The sequence below is a fragment of the Paraburkholderia humisilvae genome, assembly GCF_902859855.1.
Taxonomy (GTDB): Bacteria; Pseudomonadota; Gammaproteobacteria; order Burkholderiales; family Burkholderiaceae; genus Paraburkholderia; species Paraburkholderia humisilvae.
In genome coordinates, this window is sequence record NZ_CADIKH010000061.1 from 12,656 (window position 1) to 31,352 (window position 18,697).

At 59.3% G+C, this 18,697-nt stretch carries 18 protein-coding genes and 6 pseudogenes; 10 read left to right on the top strand and 14 right to left on the bottom strand.

Annotated features, from left to right (window positions below):
• Positions 1-595: 595 nt before the first annotated feature.
• Entirely contained in the window at positions 596-1,183 is a 588-nt protein-coding gene (locus HV796_RS34050) for a sensor histidine kinase (protein WP_175232289.1), read from the top strand.
• Between the two features lie 236 nt (positions 1,184-1,419).
• Positions 1,420-2,139: a Crp/Fnr family transcriptional regulator gene (locus HV796_RS34055; RefSeq protein WP_175232290.1), complete on the top strand. Its 720-nt coding sequence runs from the start codon at positions 1,420-1,422 to the stop codon at positions 2,137-2,139.
• A 26-nt stretch (positions 2,140-2,165) separates the two neighbouring features.
• Here the strand turns inward: HV796_RS34055 and HV796_RS34060 are convergent, their stop codons facing one another.
• The 3 genes from HV796_RS34060 to HV796_RS34070 form a co-directional block, all read right to left on the bottom strand.
• Positions 2,166-3,203, bottom strand: a complete 1,038-nt coding sequence (locus tag HV796_RS34060) for a zinc-dependent alcohol dehydrogenase family protein (RefSeq protein WP_175232291.1) — start codon at positions 3,201-3,203, stop codon at positions 2,166-2,168.
• 72 nt (positions 3,204-3,275) lie between these two features.
• Entirely contained in the window at positions 3,276-4,103 is an 828-nt protein-coding gene (locus HV796_RS34065) for a PRC-barrel domain-containing protein (protein ID WP_175232292.1), read from the bottom strand.
• A gap of 37 nt (positions 4,104-4,140) precedes the next feature.
• A complete protein-coding gene (locus HV796_RS34070; RefSeq protein ID WP_175232293.1) occupies positions 4,141-5,010 on the bottom strand; it encodes a slipin family protein in 870 nt (289 codons plus the stop codon).
• Positions 5,011-5,311: 301 nt separating this feature from the next.
• Here HV796_RS34070 and HV796_RS34075 point away from each other — a divergent pair, with 301 nt between their 5' ends.
• The 6 genes and pseudogenes from HV796_RS34075 to HV796_RS34100 all read left to right on the top strand — a co-directional run.
• The gene (locus tag HV796_RS34075) at positions 5,312-6,061 is read left to right on the top strand and encodes a CBS domain-containing protein (RefSeq protein ID WP_175232294.1); all 750 of its coding nucleotides are present in this window, start codon (positions 5,312-5,314) and stop codon (positions 6,059-6,061) included.
• A gap of 47 nt (positions 6,062-6,108) precedes the next feature.
• Positions 6,109-6,285 carry a CsbD family protein gene (locus tag HV796_RS34080; protein WP_175232295.1) on the top strand — a complete coding sequence of 59 codons (177 nt, stop codon included), beginning with the start codon at positions 6,109-6,111 and terminating at the stop codon, positions 6,283-6,285.
• Between the two features lie 962 nt (positions 6,286-7,247).
• Positions 7,248-7,493 (top strand): hypothetical protein, encoded by a 246-nt coding sequence (locus tag HV796_RS34085; protein WP_175232296.1) that lies wholly within the window; start codon positions 7,248-7,250, stop codon positions 7,491-7,493.
• A gap of 317 nt (positions 7,494-7,810) precedes the next feature.
• Positions 7,811-9,409: a SagB/ThcOx family dehydrogenase gene (locus tag HV796_RS34090; protein ID WP_175232297.1), complete on the top strand. Its 1,599-nt coding sequence runs from the start codon at positions 7,811-7,813 to the stop codon at positions 9,407-9,409.
• A 1,406-nt stretch (positions 9,410-10,815) separates the two neighbouring features.
• Positions 10,816-11,826 carry a hypothetical protein gene (locus HV796_RS34095; RefSeq protein ID WP_175232298.1) on the top strand — a complete coding sequence of 337 codons (1,011 nt, stop codon included), beginning with the start codon at positions 10,816-10,818 and terminating at the stop codon, positions 11,824-11,826.
• Between the two features lie 4 nt (positions 11,827-11,830).
• Positions 11,831-11,989 (top strand): annotated as a pseudogene (locus HV796_RS34100) (IS66 family transposase); the annotation flags it as partial.
• A gap of 115 nt (positions 11,990-12,104) precedes the next feature.
• On the opposite strand, the pseudogene HV796_RS45975 reads toward HV796_RS34100, so the two are convergent.
• From HV796_RS45975 to HV796_RS34150, 11 genes and pseudogenes are all read right to left on the bottom strand, one after another.
• A pseudogene (locus tag HV796_RS45975) lies at positions 12,105-12,264 on the bottom strand (IS5/IS1182 family transposase); the annotation flags it as partial.
• A 489-nt stretch (positions 12,265-12,753) separates the two neighbouring features.
• Positions 12,754-13,353, bottom strand: a complete 600-nt coding sequence (locus HV796_RS34110; RefSeq protein ID WP_175232299.1) for a plasmid pRiA4b ORF-3 family protein — start codon at positions 13,351-13,353, stop codon at positions 12,754-12,756.
• Between the two features lie 170 nt (positions 13,354-13,523).
• Positions 13,524-14,183, bottom strand: a pseudogene (locus HV796_RS34115) (IS21 family transposase); the annotation flags it as partial.
• Between the two features lie 687 nt (positions 14,184-14,870).
• The gene (locus tag HV796_RS34120; RefSeq protein ID WP_175232300.1) at positions 14,871-15,047 is read right to left on the bottom strand and encodes a hypothetical protein; all 177 of its coding nucleotides are present in this window, start codon (positions 15,045-15,047) and stop codon (positions 14,871-14,873) included.
• A gap of 12 nt (positions 15,048-15,059) precedes the next feature.
• A complete protein-coding gene (locus HV796_RS34125) occupies positions 15,060-15,473 on the bottom strand; it encodes a HepT-like ribonuclease domain-containing protein (RefSeq protein ID WP_175232301.1) in 414 nt (137 codons plus the stop codon).
• Positions 15,470-15,760: a nucleotidyltransferase family protein gene (locus tag HV796_RS34130; RefSeq protein ID WP_175232302.1), complete on the bottom strand. Its 291-nt coding sequence runs from the start codon at positions 15,758-15,760 to the stop codon at positions 15,470-15,472. Before HV796_RS34130 ends, HV796_RS34125 begins: the two co-directional genes overlap by 4 nt.
• A gap of 48 nt (positions 15,761-15,808) precedes the next feature.
• A complete protein-coding gene (locus HV796_RS34135; protein ID WP_175232303.1) occupies positions 15,809-16,036 on the bottom strand; it encodes a transcriptional regulator in 228 nt (75 codons plus the stop codon).
• A gap of 168 nt (positions 16,037-16,204) precedes the next feature.
• Positions 16,205-16,642, bottom strand: a complete 438-nt coding sequence (locus HV796_RS34140) for a DUF29 domain-containing protein (protein ID WP_175232304.1) — start codon at positions 16,640-16,642, stop codon at positions 16,205-16,207.
• A gap of 53 nt (positions 16,643-16,695) precedes the next feature.
• Positions 16,696-16,926 carry a hypothetical protein gene (locus HV796_RS34145; protein ID WP_175232305.1) on the bottom strand — a complete coding sequence of 77 codons (231 nt, stop codon included), beginning with the start codon at positions 16,924-16,926 and terminating at the stop codon, positions 16,696-16,698.
• A gap of 62 nt (positions 16,927-16,988) precedes the next feature.
• Positions 16,989-17,084: pseudogene (locus tag HV796_RS44405) on the bottom strand (conjugal transfer protein); the annotation flags it as partial.
• Positions 17,085-17,124: 40 nt separating this feature from the next.
• On the bottom strand, positions 17,125-17,487 hold the full coding sequence (locus HV796_RS34150) for a conjugal transfer protein TrbC (protein WP_246356186.1): 363 nt from the start codon (positions 17,485-17,487) through the stop codon (positions 17,125-17,127).
• A gap of 113 nt (positions 17,488-17,600) precedes the next feature.
• Between HV796_RS34150 and HV796_RS34155 the strand changes: the two are divergent.
• Positions 17,601-18,329 (top strand): annotated as a pseudogene (locus HV796_RS34155) (vWA domain-containing protein); the annotation flags it as partial.
• Positions 18,305-18,697, top strand: a pseudogene (locus HV796_RS34160) (ammonium transporter); the annotation flags it as partial. The pseudogenes HV796_RS34155 and HV796_RS34160, both read left to right, overlap by 25 nt.

Sequence of the window (18,697 nt, forward strand, 5' to 3'; positions counted from 1 at the left end):
CATGCGAGCGCAGGGTAACCCGCGACCGGCACCGGATAAGATACCCGTCAAGACAGGACGTCACAAGCGATGAAGGCTGCTTTCGCCAGCACAAACGTCCCAGACGGGTGCGCACGTTACCGTACAACCTCCACCGCGCGGTATGAGACCGTATAAGTCCACCCTGCGTGCACCAGCGCCTCCCAGGTCACGCTCGCGAGGCAGCCGTAGGCGGGAGGAAGTGGGGCACGTGTTACAGACCCTGCGGCAGCGAAGCCACGTATGTTGCCGCCGCAAGCGGCGACACCTGTGCGATTCGCGCATTGCAATCTGAGAACCAACATGTCACAGCATTCCGCGTTCGCCCGGCGTTCTGTCGGCACGCTTACTTTCTATCGTGTCGAATCGGAGAAGAAATTCGTCGAATGCCCTTCCCGGTCAACCGCCGTTCTTCCCAACCACTGCGTGCCCTCCTTCGGAGGGCCCAGTGCGACCAAAGTGACCGATGAAATCCTGGCAATCGTAGCGCACGAATTGCGCGGGCCCCTGGCGCCGCTGCGACTCGCCACTGAGGGTGATCCGCAGGGCGTCCGCCGATCGGGCCAACGTGCTCCGGATGGTCGACACGATCGAGCGGCAGATCGACGGCATCGCCCGCCTGGCCGAGAATCTGATGGACGCCACCCGAATCGGTCGGGGGTCGCTTCGTATGTGCAAAGGCGAAGTCGACCTCATCGACTGTCTGTCCGACCCGCTCGACGCCACGGCCGCGGCGACCGCGGCACGTCGCCAGACCTTCACCGTCCAGATTCCTGACCAGCCACTACGTATCGAGTGCGATTCCGTTCGACTCGCGCAGGCCGTCAACAACCTCTTGCACAACGCCGTGAAGTACACGCCGCCAGGCGGGCATATCCACTTCTCAGCGTATGTGGATCGAACACACCTGGTTTTGCGCATGAGCGACGACGGGCTCGGCATTTCGGCCGCGCTGCTGCCGCATGTTTTCGACCTGTTTGCTCAATCCGGCCGGACGATGGCGGCCAGTTCCGGCGGTCTCGGCATCGGGCTTGCCGTCGTAAGTGCAATTGCGCACGCGCACGGAGGAACCGTGTCGGCGAGCAGCGCGGGACCGGGATCTGGGAGCGAATTCAGACTACGGCCGCCTGTCATTGCAGCGCAGCGCGCATCCGACCGCACCTGACACCGCCTTCGCCGCATAGGCCGTTCGCACCCCGTGTTTCCTTCGTGCGAAAGCACGATCGAGATTCGCAGTTACCGCGGTACTTTCGTCGTTTTATGCTGCAAATCGCCAGAACCCGGCATAATGCGGCGCTGAAGCACACGAACTATAATTTGAATGGGCCGCTTCGCCGGGATACGCAGAGCGGCCGGTGGGCCACCGTCACCCGGTTTCAGCGGGACGTCGAGGAGCGGTAGATGGCAAACGTGGATCCGGCGAGAAAAAATCATCTGCTCTCTGTTCTGCATGAAGGGGAGTGGGCACGGCTGGCATCTCATCTGGTGCACGTCGATATGCCCTTGGGCCAGGTCGTCTATGAATCCGGCGATCGCCTCAGTCACGTTTATTTTCCGACGACGGCGATCGTCTCGCTGCTCTATGTGATGGAAGACGGTTCGTCAGCAGAAATTGCGATCGTCGGCAACGAGGGGCTCATCGGCATTGCACTGTTCATGGGTGGGGAGACCACGCCAAGCCGGGCAATCGTGCAAAGCGCCGGCGAGGCGTACCGCCTCGATGCGCGGATTCTGAAAGAAGAGTTTCACCGTGCCGGCCCGGTGCAGCGGCTCTTGTTGCGTTACACCCAGGCGCTGATCACCCAGATGGCGCAGACGGCCGTGTGCAACCGTCATCATTCGATCGACCAGCAACTCTGTCGATGGCTGCTGCTCAGCATAGACCGCCTGCCGTCCAACGAACTGAAGATGACGCAGGAACTGATCGCCAACATGCTTGGCGTGCGGCGCTCGGGCGTCACCGAAGCGGCCTTGAAACTGCAGGATGCAGGGCTGATTCGCTACAGTCACGGGCATATAGAAGTACTGGACCGCCCCGGACTGGAAGCACGCGTATGCGAGTGCTACAGCGTGGTGAGGCGGGAATTCGACCGCCTGTTACCCGATCTGAAAGCGTTGTAGAAGTCGCGCCGTGTCATCAACGCCCTTTAGACCTCGATGATTACCTTCAGCGCCCGCGTATCCGTCGCATGAGAAAGAGTCTCGTAAGCGTCGAGAATATCGTCGAGACGGAAGCGGTGCGTAATCAATAGTTTTGCGTCGATTTTTCTGGAATGAAGGCTGCTGAGAAGCATTGGTATGCTGAACGTATCGACCAGCCGCGTGGTGATCGAAATGTTACGGTCCCAAAGACGTTCGAGATGCAGATCGACCTTGGTTCCATGCACGCCGATGTTGGCGATCGTCCCGCCCGGCGCGATCAGCTCCTCGCACAGTTCGAACGTGGCTGGAATGCCGACCGCCTCGATCGCGGTGTCGACTCCGAAACCGGCGGTCATGCTCATCACAGCCTTCACGGCATCTGCGTGCGTATTGTTGATCGTCTCCGTCGCACCGAAGCGCTTCGCCACTTCCAGCCGGTTATTGTCGAGATCGATCATGATGATCTGCGCGGGAGAATAGAACCGGGCAGTCAGCAGCGCAGCTAGCCCAATCGGCCCCGCACCGACGATCGCCACTGTACCGCCGGGCTGCACTTTGCCGTTGAGCACGCCGCATTCGAAGCCGGTCGGCAGGATGTCGCTCAGCATCACCAGCGCCTCGTCATCGGCATCGTCCGGAATCCGGTACAGGCTGGTGTCCGCGTAAGGAATACGGACGTATTCGGCCTGCGTGCCGTCGATCTTATTGCCCAGGATCCATCCACCGCTCGTGCAGTGCGAATACATCTGCTTGCGGCAATACACGCATTTCCCGCACGAGGTGATGCACGAAATCAGAACACGCTCGCCCGGTCTGAATGTCGTCACGGACGGGCCGATCTGATGGACCACGCCTAATCCCTCGTGACCTAGCACACGGCCAGGCTGACAACTTGGGACGTCGCCGTTGAGGATGCGCAAATCCGTGCCGCAGATTGTCGTCCTCGTTACCTTCATGATCGCGTCCGTCGAGGCCGAGATTTCCGGTATGGGACGCTGTTCGAGGGCCTTGTCTGACGATCCTTGATATACAAGTGCTCTCATTTCGATCTCTCCGTCATGGGGTCGGGCAGTCCCTACAGGTTGATGAATTCGTGCATCATGATTGGCGGTGCCCTATGGGGCCGCAGACGCTACGCCACCCCTTCCTTCCAGTCGCAACGCCACCCTTTCATCCGACCAGTACCCCGCCTTGCCGTAGAACGCGTACAGCCGCGTTTCGAAATCGCGCACGAGTGGAATCCTACTATCGTAGGCCGGACTGTTTTTGATGGCGTCCCGTGTCAGCGCTGTCGAAACAGTGGAATCGAACCAGTCGATCAAGGATATCCACTCCATTGTCAGTAACGCTTCCCTTGACGGCCACCCGTTTTGCGTGTCGACGGTGAGATAGCGAATGGTCCAGGCTTCATCGTCGAAAATGAATCCGGACACGTGGCCGATATCGCCATCGGCCGCGGCGAAGTGGTACCCGTCCACCGCGTCCGTGCTACGCAGATGACTGTCGCCCGGCAGTTTGTCGCCGGACAACGCGAGTTGCGCGCACGTCTGCGGCGATACAGCCGATAGTGCCGCACGGCTGTATGCCGGATAGCTGCTGACGCCCCAAACGTCCGGACCGCCCCAGTACGCCGGGTAACCGTAATAGCGGGAATACTCCGCTTCATACTGACGCGAGACCGGTTTGTGGGTGTCGATAGGGGGACTGTCGCTCACCTGCTGTCGCGTGAGATCGACGTGGACGCTCAGCGCCGCCGGCTCCGCGCGGATAACCGAGTAGGGCGAAATCAGCACGTGCCGCCCGTCGATCCAGTTTCCCGTTTTGACGACCAGATAGCGAATACCCCACGCTTCATCGTCGAAATAAAGCTCTTCAACCAGGCCTATTTCTCCGTCGCTCGCGGCCACGGCGCATCCCTTCAGACTCTCGATATTGAGCAACATGATTCGATACTCCACCTATGGGCGCCGGGCGCCACGCCTAAGCCGCAGTCTTTAGCGGCGTCAGTGACGCGCCCGCTACGTCGTGCGCGGCAATGGCCAGCGCGAGCGGCGGGTTCAGGCTATCAATCATCGAACTCGGAATCAGGATGGTTGCGCCGCGCTCCTTGGTTGTTTCATAAATGATATTCATCGCGCGCAATTGCAGCGCCCCCGGGTGGTTTTCATAGACCCGGGCGGCGTCCACGAACTTCGCGGCAATTTCGGCTTCGGCAGAACCGAGGATCACACGCGCCTGCTTTTCGCGTTCGGCCTGGGCCTGCCTCGACATCGCGTCCTGCAACGCTACCGGGATCGCAACGTCCCGGATCTCTACCGATCGAACCGTGACGCCCCAGTCGGCAATCTTGCCCCCTATTTCGTCGCGCAGGTGCGCATCGGCAGCCCGTCGATCCGAGAGAAGCGAAGCCAGCATCGAGGCGCCGATCATCTCGCGCAGCGAAGTCTGAGCGACACGATCGATCGCTTGCCGGTAGTCCGTAATGGCAAGCGCCGCCTTTTGCGCATCATGCACGTGCCAGAAGATGATCGCGTCGACATTGACGGGGACTGTATCTTTCGTCAGCGCCTGCTCGGCATTAAACGCAGTAGTCTGGACACGCTCGTCGATGATGGCGACCACGCTGTCCAGCACCGGGATGATCATGAAGAGTCCCGCTCCCCTGACGCCCTGGAGTTTGCCGACGCGCAGGATGACAAACTTCTGCCACACGTTGGCGACCTTCACCGAAGCCGCGACCAGGACTGCAACGAGAAAAATGGGCGGCGCCAGATAAAGGCTGACCCATTGACCAACCGCGACTGCGATCAGTGTGATCGCGACGGAAAGAGAAAGTGTGATCGGGTTCATAGGCATGCTCCTGGCGCGGGGCGGCGGTTAGCGCGCGTGCACTGAAGGCCTTTCGCGCGACACCGCACTGGAAAGCATGAGAAACAGACGTTCAGCGCATCGTGGATTATGGTGCCCGCTGATGAGGTGAAAATCGGTACGGTAGCGGACGGCCTCCGCGACCGCCAGCACGTAACATTGGCCGAACATGCGCAGACTGCTTACCCCGGTCCACCCAGTCACTGTGTTCGCCATGCACGGCCTTAACCGTCGCCTGAATCCGATGCGCTGCCACTTTCAACAGTATTCAGGGAGCAATGCCATGCTAGTCAGAGAAGTGATGAAAGAGCCCGTCTGTGTCCAGGCCGATGAAATGCTCGACGCGGCCTCCCGAAAGTTCAAAAAGAGCAATGTCGGCGCGTTGCCGGTGTGTCTCAACAACAAGGTAATCGGCATGATTACCGATCGCGATGTGACGGTGCGCGGCGTCGCCGATGCGCGCGACGTGGGTCGCATGACGGTGCGCGAGGCGATGTCGGCAGATATTCTTTTCTGCTTCGAGGACGATCCCGTTGAGGAAGCTGAACGGATCATGCGCGAGCGTCACGTGCAGCGGCTCGCCGTCCTGGATCGCGCGGACCAGCACCTGGTCGGGATCATTGCACTCACCGCCTTGAGCGGCGGCGCCTCCGAACGGCGACCTTACGAACTCGCCTTCCACAAGACGTTCATCGATCACAGCGGGCATCCACACCACACTGAACTGATGTGTGTGACTGTAGCCCAGGGCACGAAGGCAGAAGCCATCGTCATCGGTATCCGTCAGTTCGAGGAAATGAACCATGTGAATGCATGGCATCAACTAGCGGACGGATACGATGTCACGACCGTGCACGTCGACGCGAGTGGCGAAACGGTCGAAGAACGCGAACCGACTTCCGCGAGGGAAGCCAGCATTCTGGTCCGCGCGCGCGAGTTGTGGGAACAAGCGGGTAAGCCGCAAGGACGCGACAAGCAGTTGTGGGAACAGGCAGCCAGCGACGTTGACAGCGCGCCACCCTGTCAAGCCTAGCGTTTTCGATCCTGTTTCCACCGAGGCAGCACACGAGGAACGACGTAATGAACAAGGATCAGATGCATGGCTGGACAAAGCAGATTGCCGGCACGCTGCGCGCACACATTGGCAGGGTCATTGGCAATCGGGCGGTCACACTGAAAGGCCGCGTGGGGCAAGTGATCGGCAAGACCCAGGCTTCTTATGGTAGTGCGAGGGCCCGCCTCAAGAAACGTGGGTGAGCAGCCGCGCTATGGCCGTCCGTCGGCACGACCGGTTCCAGGCTGCTGCGCTCGCGTAGCAGCCGACGCAGGCGACATCGAGAGAAGCAGGGAACGCGACGGTCGGATACCTTGCCGGTGGCTCCAGTCAGGAAACCAGGCATCAGTGGCGAACAATGCGAGACACCGAGGCATCGGGTGTGACGTCAGTTGTCGGCGTACATCCGTAGAAGTGAGCCTTGCCACTGGAAGCTTCGCGCGGAACAACATCAATAGTGGTGATTCGAAATGGCCGTTTTCTTCGCAGCAGCTCTGGAATGGGTGGTAACCCTTTTCGTGATTCTCTCTTGCGTAGTGGCAGCGGGGACTACTGCGCTGATTCTCATTAGCTACATAACCAGCCAACGTAACTGGCGTCTTAAACCGAAAAGCGGGCATGGGGGAACAGGTCGCCTGCGACGAAGGACCATTACCTAGACACAATCTACGCATGTCAGGGCGGGTCGATTTCGTTTGAAGCTTGCCGGACGATTCCTCGAAATAATTTGTTGGAGACCTATATGCAGCCTTGCGATGCCTGCCGCGACCTGGTTGGAAAGCCATCCAGCGTACCGCCACACGGTGATCTCGCCGTTTCGGGTGTCAGTGCGTTCGGTCCGCCCGGCAACATGGCGAAGGTCAGCAGTGGATGGAACTGCACGGTCTGCGGCAACTGGATGTACCAAAACATGGCGGAGGGAGATCCACCGAACGAATGGGCTATTGGCGAACGACCGGCAGATCGGCCGGCAAAATGACGGCCATGCACTTCGCGTGCGCCCGCCGGTGATGCCCAGCGAAACGCACAATTCCGGCGACATCGATTCGTTCGTTGACAAGGACAGCATGATGTCCTGTACGAATTCATGGGCCATCGAGTGGTGTGACGAAAACTTGACTGACACGAATGCGGCCGTTCCGCGCACATGGCGATGGAGAGCGACATGCTACATGAGCTTAAAACTGCGCAGGAGCTACTTGAGATCGTGTCAAAAGCACTCGATGCCAATGCAGACACGGCCGGGTGGAGTCCAACGGGAATCCAGGAGCACGCTGAAGACCCGGAGGGATGCAACTGGAACATCAACTATTTGCATGGTGACAGCCAAGATGCAGATGTGAAGGAAATCGTCATGGCGGCGGCTGAGGAGATCATCAATGGGCTGCGCAAACAATACAACTTGCAGTAGCTTCAAAGCGTGCCCCTCCGAGCCTCGGCTACCACCGAAGCGTCGAAATCGGTGAAGTAGATAGCCATGTCAGAGGAACTCAGCCGCAAAGCAGCCCCAATGCCTTCGAAGACACCTAAGGTCTGCGTTAAGCGCTGGAAAAGCCTCGGCTTTCGCGGAGACAACGCGGGAGCCGGGAACCCCACAGTGGGCTCCAAAGGCAACAGCAGTTGGCCGAAGCGCGTCTGCCTCCACGGCGTAAATGAGATCGTGTCCCAACGTCCAGCCAGCTGGCTTTGTACAGCCGCATGTGCGGGAATTCCTGGCCTGAGGGGAACATGGACCGGTTAAAGCATGCGTTGCTTGAATATCACGAACGCAGCAAGCACCACGTCAACTTCTACGCTCCTGGCCCCGGGAGGATCGACTGGACAACCCAGCCGGATCCCTTCCGGGTATTTCACGGCGCACCGCGCGTAGGTCTGCCGTTAGCCGCGGATACACTGGCCACACGCTACAACGCGTTGCGCTGTGGCACCCTGCCGCCCGCGCACGCATTCGATCTATCCAGTCTGGGAATCCTGTTCGCACTCTCCCTCGGCCTGTCGGCGTGGAAGTCCTATGGCGCTCAGCGTTGGGCACTGCGCTGCAACCCTTCGAGCGGAAACCTGCATCCGACCGAGGGCTATCTTCTGTGTCCGGCTCTGCCCGGCTTGTCCGGAGGCGTCTACCACTACCTGAGCCAGCATCATGTGCTTGAGCATCGCGCTGCAGTGGAAGATCCGCGATGGACCGAGGCGTTTTCGGGCAGCGGTGTCCTGCTCGGCATAAGCTCGATCCACTGGCGCGAGGCGTGGAAATACGGTATGCGTGGCTGGCGCTACTGCCAGCAGGATTGCGGCCATGTCATCGCTGCGCTGAGTTACGCAGCGGCTGCGCTCGGCTGGCAGACGCGGCTGGTCGAGGCGGCTGCCGATGATGCACTGGCCGACTTGCTTGGATCGGACCGCAGCGAAGATTTCGTCGACGCCGAGGCAGAGGCGCCAGATGCTTTGCTCTGGATCGGCAATCCTGGATGGCGGCCTGATCTTGTGCGCATGCTGACCGCTTTGGATAAGGCACAGTGGTACGGACGAGCGAATCAGCTAAGCTCGGAACATGTGAAGTGGCCGGATACCGATTCGATCCATCGCGCCACGCACAAGGCCCGTACTCCCGAACTGACTTCGCCGAATCCAGAGCTGCACCCGTCGCCCGCGAAGCCCGCCCTTGATCTCCGCTTTGCCCGGATCGCCCGGCAGCGTCGCAGCGCGGTGAATTTCGATGGTACGACGCGCATCGCCAACGCGGCCTTTTTCAGCATGCTGGGGTGCCTGTTGCCGCGTCGCGACACGCCCCCGTGGAATGCACTGATATCCCCTGCGGCAGTGCACGCGGCGCTATTTGTACACCGCATCGACGGCCTGGAGCCGGGCCTGTATATGCTCGTGAGAAATCCCGGAGCGCTGCCGGTTCTCAAGCAGTCTCTGCGTCCAGAATGGCTGTGGAAGAAGACCGGGCCAGACTATCTGCCGCTCTATTTTCTACTGCCTTACGATTTGCGCGCCGTGGCAAAGTTGATTTGCTGCCATCAGGATATTGCCGCCGACTCCTGCTTTGCGCTGGGAATGATCGCGAGATTCGAAATCGCCTTGAAGCAACCATGGCGTTATCGCCACCTCTACTGGGAATGCGGCATTCTCGGCCAGGTTCTCTATCTCGAAGCCGAAGCCGCCGGAGTGCGTGCCACGGGGGTTGGCTGCTTTTTTGACGACGAAATGCACACACTGCTTGGAGTGAAGGATCACACCTGGCAGAGCCTGTATCACTTCACCGTCGGTGGCGCGGTGGACGATCCACGCCTCTCCGCATTCCCGCCGTATGAGGTTCAGCCTTGAAGCGAGTCTCCCGCGTTCCTCCCCCGGCGAGACGGCATTAGCCAGGATCAACCGGCGACTGAATGTTTCTTACGTAATCCTCGTCCTTATTATCAACGCGTTGGCCTCCGCAGCTCGCTCAAAGGTCTGCTTTCCGAGGCAGCAACGGGTCAAAAGCGCCAATACGCCGTACACCGAGACGGACGTTGCGGAAAGGCGTGAACAGCAGGAATGGCCGATGGGACTAAAGAACATTTCGTCGAAGAGATGAACGCTCGTGATTTTGTGACGGACGCCGCGACCCGGCACAGCACAGCACAGCACAGCACAGCACAGCATTGGCAATCGTATCGGGAGCGTTTCCGTTGCCCGTTTGCTAATGGGCACTCGAAGTGTCGGTTGCGACCGAGGTGCCACGCCCGTTGACGGCCGCTCTACGCGCGGGAGCGGCCGCTCAATCTCGCCCGGTGACCGTCTCTTCATGGGCCGCATTGAGCCCGATGGCGTGCGGCTCAGATCCTCGTCGCTCGAATTCTGGAAGCCATCCCGGGCTGCATGACGTATGACCAGCACCGCGCGTCGATACCATTATGTGCCGGCCACGCCACGCGGGCGCCTGCACCGGTACCTCCCGACCAACTCGGTGTCGCCGATTTCTCCGGAAAAAGTAGGCAGCGAAACGCGCTGGTGTGGCATTCGCTAGCGCCTCCCTTGGCGGCCGGCCCGGCGCAGTTCAACTGACGGCGGCCTTGGTGCGGCATTGTGGACCCTCACCATCGCCGTCGAAGTCGAAGTCGAAGAGTTAAATCAAAAAATTCACGGTCATATTTCGGTGTTTTTCCCTTTTAAATCAACAAGGCCACTATACGACCTTTCATTAAAACAACAGCCGGGCTAGTAAAAATCCTTTAAATCAACGAACGCACTATACAACTTTATTTTTTCTCAACAGCGTGCCTGTCATTTCAAAGCCCGCTTATCGCCTCCCTGCCGGGCCGGGGTTTTCGCAGGATGGCTCATTTTTTCCCTTCGAATCGTATTGCAACGCGCAGCGTCCGGTATTTTTAAGTTATCTGACTGAAACGAATTTATTCTGTCAGCCGCCGCCGCGCAGCTTTCGCGGAGCGATTCCTAAAATGTACGTAGACGCTTCGTGTCTGAGGCTGCAGATGGACCAAACGGCAATACTTGGGCAACGGTGGGTAGCTATCACTCGGAGCGGCGCGATGCGTACGCGAAGCAGATTCGGCTGGTCTTGCGAAACTGGCATCGGCTCGCGGAAAGTGACGTATATGCGCGACACAGCGGCGCGGTGAGACGGTCCGGCACGTCGCCCGCGGTGGGCCGAAGCAGGATCGGCTTGAACCGACCAACGCGGTTATACGCGTTGGAGCTAACAACCACGACCTTATGATTGGGAGGTATCGATGCATATTAAGTTTAGGAACACAAATCCATCGCACGCGCTGGATCACGCAGCAAGCGAAGGCGCCCTTACTAGGACGCGCCTGCGGGCCCGCGCCGCTCCGACACAGCTGTCCGCGCTCACGATGATGCCGAAGCCCATGTTGCCGAAGCCCGTGCTGCCGGTAATGCAAGCACGGCCGGTGACGCGTCCGCTCGCCACTATTAAGCCGAATGCAGCTTTGCCCGCCACGGCTCCTGATGAAGTGTCATGCGATATCGAAACGCTGCAATTGCAAGAGGCGATTCTGCGAAGCTTTTCTGACAATCTGTCGCGCCCTTCTAACCCGAAGCAAGCAATGTCACAACAGGCTCACGAAGCGCTATTGGACGTACCGGGGAATGGCGATCGGGCATTTCTGAACAACACGAAGAACGTCGCACCGCAAGCTGCCGAACCCATTACTCCGTTTCGCAGGCTGCCTGGCGAAATCCGAGACGTGTACAAAAATTTGGTCAAGTCCGATCCCTCATCGCGGCACTACTCTGGATCCATGATTGAGACACTGGCTGCAGTGCACTACGCTGCGGAAGTAGCTTCAACCAGAACTGTCCCCAAGCAGATTGACGATACGGCGGCAATCCAGCCGACACGAGTGGTCCAAGACAACGGCAATGCAACTGTCAACAAGGTCAACTCCCTAGTGAGCGCGCTACTACAATACGCAATCGGTGATGCTCGTGAGGGCCTTGATCGGCACGTTCGCAGATTCCGTGCGCTGCTCAACCATCAACCACGACAATGGATCAAGCCTGGAAAAGATATTTCGGCAGAGAGTGCGGTAACACGCAAGCTCGTGAACCTCATCGACGCTGACAAGTATCTGCCCCGCAAACTGAATGTTTGTCTCGTGTCGGTGGATGAACACGGACACCCGGATTTCGAGAACATTTTATCCAGCAAGCAACAACAGGCTCATGCGATCTACATTGCCGATCTTGGAGAATATTACGAGGTTGTAAAGTTCATATGACGGCAATCTTGGCTGCTTCAAGGGCATACTGCAGGCAGATGCGCTCACTGGTTATGCAGACATCTACCGGGGCGGCCAGATTCAGGAAGCAGCGTGCATGGCGCACGCACATCGCAAGCACTCGTGCGCATCGGCGCACTCTATCGCATCTAAGAAGCTTTAACAAAATGAGTTCTTTAGTGTTCGCCAGCAGATGATGCAGCAGGCGATCTTCATGAAGGCTTCGTGGATAAACGCGAGGCGCTCAAAGCGGATGCGCAGTCCGGTCGCACGCAGACGCGCAAGCAGCTCATGCCGCTGCCACAGCCCATCTCGCGTGGTGGCAGATTCCAGTGCAGCCCTTCTGCAGGATGAACAGAATGCCTGTGAGCACCGCGCTCGTTCAGCGGCTTGCGCCCCGGATGACGGGTCCGCCCGTGGTTTGGGCCGCGGCAGCAACGGTTAGATCAGTGCCCACAGTTCGTCGTCCAGTATCGGTTTGGCCATGTTTCTTTTCGTCGTCGAAACACGTCTGGGGCTGCTTACTTGCGAAGAAGGCAGTTAACCTGATCGTTAGTTCGCGTATAACATTGAGGTCTATCCCTCGCCGCACAAGCTAACTTGCGAACGTGTGACGTAGATCATGCCAACGGAATTTTCGATCTTGGCTGCCTTAAGCCCGCTTGCCCACGCAGTCTTTACTTCCGTCAGTGGCTCACCTTTGGCACCGGCAAAGACATAAGTGATGTCCGCCAGCGTTTGCCAAGCGTTCAGTGCCCGGAAAAGGTCGTCATTAATCGGAATATGTGGCATCTTGCGTAAGCGTTGCCCTCATACCGTCTCGACGGCACGCACCCGAATTGACAAAGTAGGCCCCACCAAATCATTGTAAGCGCTAATTTGAGCACACCGGATCGCTGCCTGTGCTGCATTGGGAACTAAAGGCGGTTACTTTTTTCCCCAGTTGTTCCATGCCATGCGCAAGAGTGCCGCGTTTGCCGCTCGTCGGTCGAACAGTTCAGGATCGAAGTCGTCGCCTGCCCATGTTCGATACTCCTGAGCCTCCTCGCTGTCCGGTTCCCGACTCAGGACTCGCAACATCTCTTCATATCCGCGCGTGCCACCCACATCCTCCGGCGGGCACGCACGTGCTCCGGCAAGAATCCATGCTTCGCTGTGAGGTTCGCGATCGGTACGCGCGGTCTCTTCGACATGGATGTCATGATGCCAGTCGTCGCCGAAGTCGTATCGATAGAGGAGCCGATGTCCCTGGTAGGTGAGTCCGTGTAACCGTGCCTTGCGATCATCCAGCATTTCAGGATCTTCAGCGAACAGCTCGAGCATGTTGTCGTTGTCACCCATTGCGTAGGTTCGCCCATCTACCTCGAAGTCGTGCAGATGCGCATCGGTCCATCCGAAGGCGGCCTGCAGGATGTGATGCAGTTTTCGCAACGTGATGTTGCCGTCGACCCTGATTCGCCGCCACACGGGCGGTTCGATATCGCGCAGTTGCGCGCGAAGCGTATATACGGTGTAGGACCTGGCCATGGGTTTGTACAGAGCGTCGTCAATTGCAGAAGGACTCGCATTATCGCCCCTGGTGCACCGGTGCCGGGGCAATGGCACACATTGAATCAGACCGGATTGCCTGCCATGGTTGGGCGCTTCGCGAAGTTAAACGGCAGGAGATCGGTGACGTCAGCATCCGACGCTGACACGGTGAGATTGTCGCGCGCGTCGCGATCAAGGTTGCGGAACGCCGCTAACAGGCTGTCACTACGATGCTCACGCGGCGCACCGCCAACAGCCCACAACGCATTCTGGAGCCCTTCGGCCAACGCGACGTAGCTCTCGCCGCCAAGGATCACGTGGGCGTGCTCGAATCCCGAACAGGCTAGCCGGAAATGATACAGACGGTGGTCCAGCACGATACCGCCCACCGTGACGCCCAGAGCATGCATGTCGGTGAAATCGGACAGTCCGAGGTGCCCCGGCTCATGGACCTGACGGAAAACAACTTCACGCTCCTCGCCGTGCAACGCACGCCAGGCGCGTATGCGCCGCTCGAGCGTACGCCTGACGGTGCGCGACAGTTCCGGGTGGCGCCGGAGCATCTCCTCGAGTATCGCGACGGGCCGCACACCGGGCGCTGACTTCAGCAGCGGCACAATCTCGGAGTCGAAGATGGCGGCCAGTGGATCGGGGCGCCGGCGCTCGCGCGGCTCCTTCTTCTGCGACGGCAGCCGCTGATGCTGCTCAAGCCGATACGCCGTTGCAGTGCTGAAACCCGCGCGTGCGGCCGCAACCGCCGGGCCGTCCTTGCGTCTGTACTTCATATAGAGCCTCATCTGGTGGTCGTTGACGTGTCGTCCGGGCACGGCGGCCTCCCATGACATGGAAGGCTCGTTCATTCCCGATCCACCGCGACCACCGGCGAAGCCCGACATCGAAGACGGACAGACCGATGCAACAGGCGCGACAGCGGTTCCGGGCTACGCCCGTTCCCGCTGCCGCGTCTGGCAGATTCTCATCCTGAATGAGACGCGCGGCATGGACCACCAACCGTTCGATGTAACGCGCTGCTTCGCATAGTTACGACGGCAGCCGGCAAGCCCCGATTACCCACTGGCATGCAAGCCACGAAAAGATGAATGGGATGCCGTGCTGCCGTCCCCGATCAGCTGTCAGAAGCGGATCGCCCGCAACGCGATCCAGCTACCGACTGGCGTCCCGTCGCGGGGACAGCCCGTGCAGATGTGCAATCGCGTGGACGCATTGCGGTACCAACGTTCTTCTGGGGCAGCCTCGGGCCACCAGGGCGACGGCAGCTTGCACCGCTACTCGCTTGATCCTCATGGGTGTGTGGCGCGATCCGTCGCAGCCACCGAATTGAAGAAACGGACGCCCTCAGCTGCCGCCATCGGGATTCGCAGGTCCACCAAGCTGGCGGCTGACGCCGCCACGGCAACAGCTGTTCGCTTGACACCGGCCCGCTAATGGGAGTGGGTAATTGCAAGAGTAAAAACATTCACTTCTTCCCCTATGTGCCGCATAAAGTTGTTTTCCTATTCGTGCCCGCGTAACTGCTTGAGCGATTCATCCAGCACGTCGGCCGCATCCGCGTGAAGCTCAGCAGTTGCACTATCCAGCTCGATGCCAGAGGGCATCTTGCGCGATTCGGCAATGTCCCGCAGCGTATTGATTGCGAGGCGAAGTGCGTCGGCGACGGTCAAATTGACCATAACGGTTTTCCGTCATATGCGTGGACGCGGCACGGCAGGCCGCTCCGCTTGGTTGTCTTCTTCGCCATCGTTGAAATCCAGCAGCAGCACGCGCACTGCCCGTTTCATGGCGGGCAGATAGTTCTTGACCGCTTCCCACACAACATCAAGGTCAACCTTGAAGTAGTCGTGCGCGACCACGTTGCGCATTTCGTAGCTGCCTCGCCATTCCACTTCCGGATGGGCTTCGTGGAACGCGCGATGATGCTTGTAAATCCTGTTGCTCGCTTCGCCAACGACTTCGATATTGCGAATCACAGCATCGATCAGAAGCTGGTTTTTTTTGAAGTCCTCTTCTGGCATGTTGCCAATGTAGGATTCGATTCGATCGATTGCCTCGATGATATGGCCGAGATACTCGGGTAGACGCGGCTCTTTGTTGCTCATACTGGCTGCGCCTCCGCGAGGACTCGTGCCCGGAACTTATCCGGCAAAGCATTCGGCGTCAGCACGTCCACCGAGACACCGAGCAAATCTGCCAGCTTGTACCGGATGATCCCGACGTTGAGCAACGACATGCCAGGCTGCGGCTCGACTAGCAGATCGAGGTCGCTTTCTTCGGTGTCTTCGCCGTGCAGCACCGAGCCGAACACGCGGGCGTTTGATGCACGGTTGTCCTCCACGATTCTACGAATCTCCGCGCGATGCGCGTTCAGTGCAATAGAAGGCTTCACACAAATCTCCAGTTGATGGACTCATCATATACCCCCAATGGGGGTATATCAAACGCTTTTTGAGTCCCACTCCAAAATCTCTCGAACATAGGCCCAAACCACGTCTGGCATGTTGCGAAAGTCCGTCGTATTGGCTGGAGCCATCCACTTATCGAGGGTCTTCACCGGCACGCTGATCCGTTGCGCGAACGCGGATCGCGTCATACCCAGCTCAGTCATCGACGCGCGCAAGAATTCCTGCTGAGATTGCGCCGCAACCTGTTTCTTCGCCCCCATCAAATAACTCCGCTTACTACTGAGGCCAGCCTGACCGGATCGCCGTCTATTAGGCGTTTAACGGCGGAAAGCGAGGAAACTCCAATCAATTGCTGTATGAGTTTTAGCGAACGCCCGTCGCGGTGCAGCCTAACCGCGAACGTTCTGCGCGCTGCGCTGGCTTTTCCGTTACTCGGGATGAAATTCTTGCGAGAGCACGTCATCGACGGTCCAAGGCAACACCTCCGGGAACGCATCGAGGTCCAGGCCGGTTTCGTTGCTCGCCGCGCTGCGCGCCTTCGACCAGACGATATCGAGCCACGCAGCATCACTGAACTTGCCCCGAAGGCTGGGCGCTTCATCCAGTACGTAGGCCACTTCCTTGCGCTGCGTGCGGATGGTGAACCCCCAGCTTTTGCTGCGACGTGATGGCTGAAACTGCCACTTCAGCAGGTGAGCCAACAGGACTGACATACGGCTCGCCAACTCGCGCTGTTCGCTCTTGCCCACGTCTTCAATCTCCTCTGCGATGTGCTGAACGTCGATGGCAGTCAGCTTGCCCGCGCGCAGAAGTGCCGCTTGCTCATTAGCCCACGCAACCACGTCCTGTTCGTATCTCGTTCCCATGACCATTCCATATCGAGACAATAGTTAGATTTTAGGTGCACATGTGCACCGTGTCAACGCTCTTTTGAACCCTTCCCGATAGTCTTTCTGGCGTGCGCCAGAACGTTGTCGGGACACACCCGACGCCGCGCGCTGTCAGGTGCCGCGAGATATGCCTTCCATGTCGATAACGCGATGGGGAAGGCTTGCCCCCTGTTCAGTACGGCGAGCGCATCGGCCTGCGTGAGTCCCGCCTGTTCGATAAGGGAACGCAAAGCGATGCCGTTATCAGTAACTTCGCTCATAGCCTTTCAATAGTGGTGTACAAGTGCACCAAGAATAACATGGGAAACATTGATTAATAACGGCCAATCGGCAGAAATGCCGGGATCGTGCTCGCGTAACAGAGCAGCAGCGTGATCGTGCCGTTGAAAATCGCCAGGCCGCGATCGGCCCCGCCCATCTGGCGTGGCAGTGAAAGCGAGCGACTGACCCTGACCGGCTTACGCACAGGAATTGACCAGGTGCAGGTGGTTCTGCGCGATCGGCACCACGGCCGATGCGAGACCCAGTCCGACCAGACAGGTCGACAGCAGCTTGCCGATCGTGCCTTCGGAACTCGAGATAGCGACCGAACCCAGAATGATCAGCACGACGCCGATACCGAAAAGCCACGGGCCGCTGATGTAGCCTTCGATCAGGGAGATGATGTCGGTCGCACCACTGAGGTCCGACAGGTCGGCCGCGAGCGCGAGCGGTGCGAAACCGGCGAGGCCGGCCGCAATGAGGGTGGTGCGAATCTCGCGCCGGCTGAACAGCCGCCGTGCCACCAGGCCCAGCTGCGTGCGCATGAGAACCAGTAACATTCGAAGGGTCTGCTTCATCTGGACAATGACTCCAAGGTTAAAAGACGCGTTTGAGGACGTAATCCCCGTTGCTGAAACCCTCGACCTTCACGACTTCGGATACGTGGCGCAGCTCTCCCTCCTGTGGCGAGGTCCGGCAGTATCGCGGCGAGGATCAGCCGTTGCAGGCAGCCGAATGGAAGGTCGCCGTGCACCAGGCCGCGAAAGCGGCCCAGATGCGCGGCGATCTGCCCGGTGACCTGCAGGCCATGGTCCAGCAGGCCGTCGAGCCGGTGGTCGACTGGCGTGCGGTGCTGCATCGTTTTGCGCAGCAGGCATCGCCGACCGACTACAGCTTCGTGATGCCGAACCGCCGTTATCTGCACATGGGTCTGTATCTGCCCGCGCTGCATGAGCCGGCGGTTGGCGACGCGGTGTTCGTGCGTGACTCGAGCGGTTCCGTGTTTGACGAGACGCAGGCCCAGTTCGCCGCCGAGATCATGGCGATGAACGGGAGCCTGCGGCCGCGGCGCCTGATCGTGCTGGATTGCGATACGCGTGTCACGCAGATGTAGGTGTTCGAGCGTGGCGAGCTGGGGGACCTGCTGCCGGTTCTTGGGGGCGGGGGAACGGCGTTCACAGACCCATTTCTCCGGCTCGCGCGCGAGGACATCAACCCCGTATTCGTTGTCTACCTCACGGACACCTTCGGCCGTTATCCGGATGAGGAACCGCCGTATCCGGTTCTGTGGGCATCGACCGTGCCGCTACGCAGCGCGAATCTCGCGCCGTTCGGCGAGATGGTGGAAGTGATCTGTCAAGCGCCGCGCATGGCCCCTCCACCGCGCTTGTGCTGTTCATGACGATTCCGGGCCTCGCGTTGTTCTACGGCGGCATGGTCCGCAAGAAGAACGTGCTCGCGACCGTGATGCAGAGCTTTGCGATCACCTGTCTCGTGACGGTGGTCTGGACGGTGGTCGGCTACAGCCTCGCGTTCACGCCGGGCAACTCGTTCATCGGCGGCTTCTCGCGGGTATTCCTGTCGGGCATGTCGTACGTGAAGGGTGACAAGGCGACGACGCTGACCGTGAGTCACCTCGCGACGACGATTCCGGAGACAGTCTATTTCTGCTTCCAGCTGACCTTCGCGATCATTACGCCGGCGCTGATCACCGGCGCGTTCGCCGACCGCATGAAGTTCTCGTCGATGCTGGTGTTCATGACGCTGTGG